The organism is Streptomyces sp. NPDC002206 (genome assembly GCF_053593595.1).
Map to the genome: position 1 here is coordinate 1 of NZ_JBSFCW010000073.1, position 9,480 is coordinate 9,480.

The following is a 9,480-nucleotide window of genomic DNA, read 5'->3' on the forward strand; positions in this document are numbered from 1 at the left end:
CAGTGCCTCTGCGCACGTCCACGAGGCAGCGTGCCAGCTCGCAACCGCCCCATGCGACCGAAAATCCTGCAAGATCACGATCTACGGCTGGAGTACTAATTTGCGCTATTTCGACTATTTAATTACGTAATAGCTAACTTGCGGGCGAATGTCGCGCGTAGCCCGGTGATGGGTAGCGCACGAGAACAAAGCGGAGCGCATCAGCGACATGTATGCCAAAGTACGGTTAACGGAAGTGCAACTTCGACCTTGAAGGCGAATATGCAGAGCGAAAAAGAGCCTACCGATTTGATCGAGCCAGGATCACCACTTTTTGCCGTCGAGGAGCAACTCAAGGAGGCCGGTACTACCTATTCTTGGGCAAAATACCCTGATGATTCCGCATGTTTCCTGAAGGTGGAAGTCAAGGCTGGCCGGAAAGTGCGGACGGTGGTGGTGGGTGAAAGAGAGGCGTCTAACTTCATCGGGATCGATTTCAGTCGTTTTAGAGGGATCGGCGACTATGAAGCATACGAGAAAATGGGGGATGAGTCTGTCATAGAGGTTGCACTGTCGGGATATGGGCCGGGCACACGCTTCCTTGAACGAACCCCAGGGTGGATCAGCGAAGAGTCACGGGCGGGAAGAGCTTCTCGACTAGGAGGTTACGTTCAACTAAACGGGACGAGGGGAGAGGAGTGGTCGGCTAGGCTGGGAACGGCATCGCGAGAATTTCGCGCAATTGCAAACGCATCTCAAATAACACTCAGACTGACCGGGAGAGCCTGTCAGACGCACGACGAGGCATTGAAATTCCTAGAGGCCGCCGGAAATTCCGTATTGTTTGAATTTGACCTGGCCTATGGAATTGCTCTGACCATGAGGCGAGCGAGGTCCACCGGCGGCTGGCGTCCCGGCCGGAAGGTACGACTTAGCGACTCACCTCCGGTATTGCCTCGGCTTGAATACGGAGCAGAGCCATTGAGCCTCTACTCGTACGCAAGATCGGCGCAAGGTATGCCACTTCTTGAATTTCTGGCATACTACCAAGTTTTGGAATATCACTTTCCTCGGTACAGTCAGAGGGATTTGTTGGATAAGTTGAGAAATGAGCTACGGGATCCAACCTTCAGGGCGGATGACGAGCGGCACTTGTCTCGAATTCTCGGAATATCTCGCCAAGCGGGCAACGGATACGGTGACGAAAAAAGTCAACTGAGGTCAACTGTCAGGTACTGCGTTTCCGAAGATGCGATCCTCGATTTCTTTGAATCGAACGACGAAGTTCGCGAACATTATGAAAATAAAAGGCAGCCAATCAAAGGAATTTTGCCGCTCGATTCGAAGTCGAAAAAGGGAGATCTTCTAAGTTTGACCTGTGAGCGCATCTACGACATTCGGTGTCGCGTGGTTCACTCGAAGGAGGACGGGGGAGGGCAAGGAGAATCTCTTCTCATGCCGTTCTCACCCGAAGCAGAGTCACTGCGTGCCGAGAATATTTTTATGAGATTCTTGGCGCAGAAGGTACTAATCGCAGGGGCGAAGAATCTGACAGCTTAAATGCGACGAAATCCCTTGCTGGCTATTGTGCCGGACGGGATGTGTTGCCTTGACGAGCTGCAGCCACGGCGTCTCGTCCACGAGATGCATGATGATTTCGCGTGTCTACTCAATGGAAAGCGTGCCGGTGGCCACCGCGGCTTCGTCACCGAACTTCGCCCCACTCTCGCAGTCGAGCAAGAACTCGATGCGTCCGCCGCGCGTCTTGCGGATATCCATGGTCGCGGCGCCAGTAGCGAACGTTCCGACTCGTAATGTCAAGACGATCTCGTCTTGTGGTGTGGGTAAGTACGCCTGGTCGCAGATGCCTGAGCGTGTGCGCTGGTGCTCTCGTAGCGGGCGCCTGCCATCCACAGGGCGCCAGGACCGAGGACCTTCCGGGCCTCCACCAAGCGCGACAGAGCCCTACGACGGCCGTAGCTCCTCGGTCTCTGTGCTATCAGCTCGCTCCTGTATCCGGGCATGTGCCTGCGCATCCAGGTACTCCAAGGCCTTTCCTGCACGCTTTCCGTGCTTACGCCAACGTTCAATGTCGGCCACCACGAATCCCATAGGAAGCACCGTGATGAACAACAACGTCATCGCTATGGCCCAGTAGATGAACCGAGCATCGCCGGGGGCTGCTCCTGACTCATGCCCTGCCCCGCCGTCTTCTGCCGGCCACCTAAGAGTTCGTAACAAGATCTTGCGGGATGGCCCGGTCGGGCGGGTGAGGGGTTCCGGCACCAGTCCATCGCCCGTGATGGCAGAGTCGTCTCGCATGATCGATAATTTCGCGAAAGAGTACCTGCACAGCGATCTGCGAGAGCTGCGCGCGGCGGTCCTCTGGAAGCTCGATGGGCTCGTTGAGTACGACATCCGACGCCCCCTGACCTCGACTGGAACCAACCTACTCGGCCTGGTCAAGCACTTGTCGATCTGGGAGTCCAGGTACTTCGGCGAGGTCTTCGACCGACCGTTCCCTGAACCTCTGCCCCGGTGGGACAACACCGGAGAACGTGACGCCGACATGTGGGCGACTGAACAGGAGACGAGGGATGAGATCATCGACCGCTACCGTCGCGTGTGGGAGCACTCAGACGCGACGATCACCGCCCTTGCCATCGACTCCGTCGGCTACGTGCCCTGGTGGCCACGCCCCAACGTGAAGCTGTTCAACATCCTGGTCCACATGCTCACCGAGACCAGCCGGCACGCCGGGCACGCCGACATCCTGCGCGAACAGCTCGACAACTCGACAGGGACAACAGCCGCATACGCGACTCAGCAGCACGACGCAGCCTTCTGGGATGCCCACCAAGCGAAGATCGAGCGAGCTGCCAAAGCAGCCGTCGCCAAGCCTGATCATTCTGGCTCTACCAAGAGCTCGTAGCACGGGGCTCCGTAGAGCTCGTGACACGATCACGATCCGGCCTTCTTGAGGCGCCTCCAGCAGATGAGACTGCAGGCCAACGAGAGGAAGGCGTCGTGGAGTTCAAGGCGTCGTTCCCAGCGCACGGCAAGGCGTTTGAACTGGTGGAGTAGGGCGAAGGTCTGCTCCACCACGTAGCGGAGCTTGCCCAGGCCCTTGATGTTCGGGGCGCCCTTGCGGGAGATCACCGGCATGATCTTGCGATGCCGCAGCTCTTGGCGCACGGCCCTAGAGTCGTAGGCTTTGTCGCCCAGCAGGGAGTCGGGGCGGCGGCGTGGACGCCCCACCCGTCCGGCAGTGGGCGGGACGCCGTCGACCAGGGCGAGGGTCTGGGTGATGTCGTTGACGTTCGCCGCGGTGGTGATGACATGCAGGGGGGTGCCGCGTCCATCGCAGATCAGGTGGTGTTTACTGCCCGTCTTGCGCCGGTCGACCGGCGACGGACCGGTCTCGGCACCCCCCTTTTCGCGCGGACGTGGGAGCCGTCCACGCAGGCGCGTGACCAGTCGAGCTCGCCGGCCGCGTTCAATTCCGCGAGCAACAGGCGGTACAGCTGGTCGAAGACGCCTGCCTGCTGCCACCGCTCAAGGCGCCGCCAGCAGGTCTGTCTGGAGCCGAAACCCAACTCCAGCGGCAGGAGTTGCCAGGCGATGTCCTGGTATAGGACGAACAGGATGCCCTGCAGACACCGCCGGTCGTCCACCGGCTTCGGACCTGGTGACCGCTCCGGCCAGGGCGGCAATAGCGGCTCGATCAGCGCCCACAAGTCGTCATCCACGATCCACGGCCGAGTCGTCATACACCACGAACGGCCCGATCGTCACACAAGTCACGCCCCACCAGCACCGTTCAGCAAGATCCTGTTACGAGCTCTTAGGCAGCCACTTTGGGGCGAGCCTCTAAGATCATGGCCCCAACGTCGTGCTTTAACGGGCAGGTCCACAGACTGCCCGACTCGCCGGAAGCTTAAGGGGCCATGATCACTCGCCCCAAAGCAGCTCCAGCCCAAAGCCGCTCCGCCGCCCTAGAGTTACACGCTCAGGACTCGGCCACTCGCTGCAATGCGCCCACAATGTGGGCATCATCCTGCCCGTCCCTCCACTGCACAACTTCACGGATAGCAGTATCCGGAAGTGCGCCGCCTTCTGTGTTGAACTCGACGACCGGGCCACTCAGAGGGATATTAGTTACAACCAGCACAGGCACGGCCGACACAGGGAATCTCTCTGCAAGACGTTTCAATTCGTACCTCTCGAAACGGCCACGCCCGTGATACTTCACGACTACGCCAACTTGCCTGTCATCGACATTGACAAAGAAGTCCCAATCACCATCTCGCTCGGCTTGCTGAATCGGGAAGCCGGGGTCAGCGATTGCACGCAGGACCGCCTGTTCGTAGCGGATGGCGCGAGCTTGCGGTGTTCGCGCAAGCGAAAGCGCATCGATGACGCTCTGCGTAGCGGTGACGTAAGAGGTCGCACCTTCCGACGTCAGCATTACGTCGCCCTCATGCACGACTCGATTACGGAGAGCTCTTAGATCGTTGGCTACTCGCGCAAGATTTGAAGGCAGGACCCCTTGTAGCTCGGCTCTCTGAATCATGGCCCCCGGGGTGTACCGGATATTTGAGGGAGGGATTACGTCGGCAAGAGCCGCCTCAAGTTCCTTCCAAGCCCCCAGTACAGCTGCAGTTGGGTTTGATTGTGCCACCCGAAGAAGGCTGGCAAGCTCACGATCAAATCGACCAGACTTTATTTCAATCACGTTCTGCGCATCATTGCCCGCATCGTCTTGATCCTCGGCAGGTTCAACCCGGCGAATCGGCTCGCTGATTTCTGCAGCAATCTCACCTTCAATTTCAGCTGCCTCTTCCGCAATCGCCTCAGCTTGCCTCTGAAAAGTGATGCCACCTATCGGAGTTTCCACTGAGTCGATGTTTCGAACAAGTCCGACTAGTTGCTTCCTGAACACGAGGCCTAGAGCGAGGATCACGGTGGGCCAGATAAGAACCTTGATGTATTCGAGAAGCAGCTTCCAGTCCATGAGCGGCATGATGGCATGGAGGGTTGGCAGGCGTGGTCAGAACGACAACACAGATGCTGCACCTCAACGCACAAACGCCCTCCCGGGCGGTCCTCGGGCCCTGGAAGGGCTCTCAGCGATGCCCAACGTCGACAACTGCCGACAGCTCAGCAGCAGGTCAGGACGTTGATCGATAAGGCGGCCGCAGGTCGCGGCCGCCCGTGATCAGTTGTGGCTGAACTGAGGCCGCAGCCAGCTCACTTCAGGCCTCTTGGTCCTCGGCCATGCCGATAGCGCAACACAGTCGAGCGGTGCATCAACCGCCTCGCGTAGTCGAGAGGCATCGCACCCGCTATGAGAAGGCCGCGACCATCTACCGGGCCGGACTGCACATCCCGGGCATCTTCCTCCGGTCCGCCCAATGATCCGCAGCAAAGGATTAGTTGTCGCGGTGGGTGATCGCGATGCGCGCAGCTGCGGACTTGTCCGCAGCGACAGCATGGCTGAACAGGTTCATGAGCTCTGTTCCTGCCTCAGGATGACCCATCTGTCCAACTAGCTCGCCGTAGTAGCGAGCCAGAGCGGCCATCAGAGGGCCATCACCGCTTTCGACCTCTGCGGCGCCGTTGCGTAGACCTGTAAGGAGGAAGGGCAATGATGAGGCGGAGACCCACGGCTGGGTCAGGGCTTGGATGGAGAGCGTTTCCAGGTTGGCAGGCCTGTGCGAGGGCAGTGTTGCTCGCCAGAGGCCCACGTACGCAGCTTTCAGCCAGGCAGCAGCATGGTCCGGTTCAGAATCGATGATCTGTGCAACCGCATTGAGGACCAGCCGCACCACGGCCTGCGCATCGGCCCAGGCCGCCGGCCGTGAGATCGCTGTAGCTACGGCTCGAGCCTGCCAGCCGTCGGCTTGTGCGGCGAACTCATACAGCTCACCCGAAAAGGGTACATCCATGTAGAAATGCCGAAGGAGTTCGGCCCTCAGAACCATTGCCTCCTGCGGTGCCAAGGTCTGCTCGCGCTGGCACGCGTCGATCAGGGCAAGCGTTCCGAATGCGGGTACGCCCACCGACCGGGCAACTGTGCGCAGAGCTCGGTCGTCGCACCACAACACTGCGTTGTGCTCCTTGGCGTAATCGAAGGCCGTGAGCCATGCCTGCGGGGCGCGCTCTCCCTGCATCCGAGGCAATGCGCGTAGCTCCGGCCTGGCCACCCGCGGTAGTAGTCGCACAAGGTCAGCGGTACGCTCGAGTGTCGCGCGCAGGGCGCTCATCTGTTCCTCCGGAGCAACATGAAGAGTTGCCCGTGCCTCGTCCTCGCTCCAGACCACCGTGGCATCGGACCGCATAGCGAGGGACTCGAGGGCGTGGAAGGTGTCGCCAACGATCTGGTCAGTTGTCACGATGCTCTGGCAGAAGCCAAGGAGCCGTTCGGCAGCACCCGGCTCCAACAGGGCGAGAGATACCGCTGCGCTCGTATCCATGACCACCCGCCGGGTCAGCGCAGCTTGGATGGCACTTGCCTCCGACACGTCCGAGGTCGGGTCGGAGGCGAAGAGGCCGGGAGGTCCCTCGGTGAGCCGCACACACACCTCGGCGTATGACCGGCCGTTTATCAAGGCCAGCATTCCTAAAGGGAACTGGCCTTGCTCGATCCGCTCTCGGATTTCACGGCGGTCTTCATCCTCGTACTCGCGGCGCAGACTCTGGCCGAGTTCTTCGAGTACCGCGCGCGGATCGCTGGCATCGAGTGCGCGGAAATACACGCTGTCGGGGAAGCGCTCCAAGTAGTCCGAGCTCGCTTCACGCAGCAGTTCAGCCGCTTCTGCGGTCATCGGTTGCGTCGTAGCCGTTCGCCAGAGAAGAGCTGCCAGAAAACGCCCCAGCAACTCTTCATCCTGTGGCCAGTGCTGCATCAGTTCCAGCGCACGCCCCGCAAATTGCGGATCAGCAGACAGGCGGGCACCGAGCTGAACCCACAGGATCGCTTCGTCGCGGCGTCGTGGTGCGGCCGCTTCGCCGAGTTCGGTGAGTGTCTGCCACGCTTCGTCGGGCTGTGCCCGTGTGACATAGCACTTCACCAGGGCCCAGCGCGCGTCGAGGTTGTGCGGGTCCAGGCGCAGGAGTGTGATGGCCGCGTCTGTGGCCTGTTCCCAGTTCCCTGCGGCGGATTCTGTCTCAACGAGCAGCTCGTACATGGCACCCTGCGCTGCCCAGCCTGGGCCGGCGATCCGCAGCGCGCTCTCAGCACATTCCTTGGACTTCTCGTAGTTCCTGGCACGCTGGTAGCCACGAGCTGCCAAGGTCATCAGCTGCGCATCGCGCCAGTGTGTCGCGGCCTCCTGCAAGGTGGCTGCAGCCTTTTCGAGATCGCCGAGTTGCTGATAGCGCTGCGCCAGTTTCACGGCGATGGTCGGGTTCTGGTTCGCGTTGGCACGCAGAATCGACAGATCGCCGCCTGCTGTGCCGCTGAGGGCGTGGGCGAGCTTCTCGAGATCAGCTACCGCCTCGGGATAGTCGTCCTTCAGGTGAGAGAGGTCAGGTAAGTTTTGCCCGGACTCCACCAGCCCCATGGCCGCGATGAGCTGGTCGGGACCTGACGTCGCTGCGTCCCAAGTGCGTTGCCAAGCCTCGGCTACCCGCTGATCATCGCTGCTGTCGGCACCGCGTTCCTCGAGCACAGCCAGCACCTGTGCCCGAGTGAACGGGCTATTCACCACACCCAAGAGTTCGCGCGCGCGATGTTCGCGGCCCGTCAGCGCGGCAAACAGAGCACTCTCCTGCAGTACCCGAGAATCCTCCGCTTCTTGCTCGGTAGCGTCTCCTTCCGGAGCGGGCTGGGAGAGAGCCCACGCGGTTGCCAGATCCTGACTGAACAGTGCGGCCCGCATTGCAAGAACGACCGCAGCCGCGCTGTCACCGAACCATTCTCGACGTGCGTTACGCACTCGGAGTGCAACAGCCAGGGCTTCTTGGGCGTCAGCGAGCTTATGGCGAGTAGTACGGTGCCTGGCTCGTTGGAGCAGAGCCTGTGCCAGTTCCATCCCTAGCTGAGGGAAGCGTGCGACATCTGCTTCACGCAGAGCCGGCAGAGTCTGGTCGACCAAGTCCTGTGCCAGGAGGATGCGCGTCCTCAGGAGACGTTGCAGAGCCTGTCCGCTGCTGTCAGGAGCAGTCCACCGGTTCAGGTAGTCCAGGGCTGCGTCCCAGTCCTTCTCAAGGGCGGATCGCACGGAGTAGACCAACGACGAGTCGAGGTCGACAGCGGCCGCTAGGTACGAACGTGCGCTGCCCTCCGTCAACGTCTCCGCCTGTAGGGCAGCCTGGACGATCAAGAGGTCGCGAGGGTACCCCCCCTCGCGTACGGCCCGGTCATAAAACGAGAACGAGGCACTCCCGGCGTCGTAGGCAGATGCCAGTTGGCCAAGCCACGGAAGTGCGCGGGTAGGCGCACTGGAGAGCCACGGTGGTTCATGCTTGGCCCATTGCTCAAGTATGTCGTTCCGCGCCGACCTACCAGAGGGAAGGTTAACGACGGCCGCTTCCACGTCAGGCCAGTGATCACGCAACTGGCGGGCTTCCTCTTGGAGCACCGGTGACAACGTGGCTAGCGACTGCTCGAAAGCGGCCTCGGCCGCCTTCAGAGAGGCGCTGCCGTCGGTCACGTACTGCTTGTCGATGTATGTGACGTTGTTGTTGTCACCCACCGCAGAGCCGATGATTGATCCGCCAGCCGCGACCGCGCCAGGGCCGGCGAAAACCGTCTGTGGGATCTCGACGGGGTTTTCTTCACTCCCCGGGGGGGTGGGTTGGCCCTTGCGGCGAGTCCAGGGGAACGGTGTCACCGTTCGCTGCCTTCCCCGAGAGCGCTGTCCGTGATGTCACCACCCGCTGCGATCCCGTCTCGACCGGCTCGCACGTCATCCGCGTTCCGCCTCGCCGCAGTGCGACTGGGCGACGAGTGGAGGCCGGTGACCTTTGAGTTGTTCCCGATCGCGGAGCCAGTGATGTCACCGCCAGCCACGACCGATCGGCGGCCGCCGCGCACGCGCCGCCCACCCGCGGAACCGCCTCCTGTGCTTCGGAACAAGGCAATCAGAGAAACCAGCAAGCAGAGCATTGAGACGACCGTACCCACCACTCCTACGGTCCGCTCTGTCGTGTCAGGGTCCGCGAAAACCGCGACCAGGACCAGCCCGACGGTCGCTACGCTGGTCAACGCAACCGTCACCGATATCCATATGCGCCCAGTCCCCGCCATAGCCACCAACTCACCGATCCTTCGTCAACGCCCGTTCTGTCCAGAAGAACGGTGAGTGCCTTCATCGGCCCTCTAATGAGAAGGTAGCGGCAAGACGCCTGATCAAGTAGTAAATCAGTGGCAGTTGAGGGAGCGGCGGTTACGCGCTGGCTAGCCCTTCAGTTGGAGATCGACTGGTCCGCTGTAGTTCGGTGATCTGTCGGTGCGGGTAACTGGCCGGTATGCACGCGAAGTTGCTGGATGTGCCG

General features: G+C 60.9%; 5 protein-coding genes. 2 read left to right on the forward strand and 3 right to left on the reverse strand.

What is annotated here, in order from left to right:
- Positions 1–249 precede the first annotated feature (249 nt).
- Complete coding sequence (locus tag ACWCP8_RS40685; protein WP_451121575.1) at positions 250–1,539, forward strand: hypothetical protein; 1,290 nt, start codon at positions 250–252, stop codon at positions 1,537–1,539.
- A gap of 760 nt (positions 1,540–2,299) precedes the next feature.
- Positions 2,300–2,911: a DinB family protein gene (locus ACWCP8_RS40690; RefSeq protein ID WP_451121577.1), complete on the forward strand. Its 612-nt coding sequence runs from the start codon at positions 2,300–2,302 to the stop codon at positions 2,909–2,911.
- Between the two features lie 29 nt (positions 2,912–2,940).
- On the opposite strand, the gene ACWCP8_RS40695 is transcribed toward ACWCP8_RS40690, so the two are convergent.
- From ACWCP8_RS40695 to ACWCP8_RS40705, 3 genes are all read right to left on the reverse strand, one after another.
- Positions 2,941–3,749, reverse strand: a protein-coding gene (locus ACWCP8_RS40695; protein WP_451121579.1) for an IS5 family transposase whose coding sequence is annotated in 2 segments (ribosomal slippage) — positions 2,941–3,429 and positions 3,432–3,749 — 807 coding nt in all. Because the reading frame shifts where the segments join, the coding sequence is not laid out codon by codon here.
- A 239-nt stretch (positions 3,750–3,988) separates the two neighbouring features.
- Complete coding sequence (locus ACWCP8_RS40700; protein ID WP_451121580.1) at positions 3,989–4,993, reverse strand: hypothetical protein; 1,005 nt, start codon at positions 4,991–4,993, stop codon at positions 3,989–3,991.
- 418 nt (positions 4,994–5,411) lie between these two features.
- Positions 5,412–8,678: a PIN domain-containing protein gene (locus ACWCP8_RS40705; RefSeq protein WP_451121582.1), complete on the reverse strand. Its 3,267-nt coding sequence runs from the start codon at positions 8,676–8,678 to the stop codon at positions 5,412–5,414.
- Positions 8,679–9,480 lie beyond the last annotated feature (802 nt).

Bases quoted from the DNA above. Each gene is read 5' to 3' on its own strand.
- ACWCP8_RS40700 (WP_451121580.1), bottom strand. From the start codon at position 4,993: ATGGACTGGAAGCTGCTTCTCGAATACATCAAGGTTCTTATCTGGCCC.
- ACWCP8_RS40690 (WP_451121577.1), top strand. From the start codon at position 2,300: ATGATCGATAATTTCGCGAAAGAGTACCTGCACAGCGATCTGCGAGAG.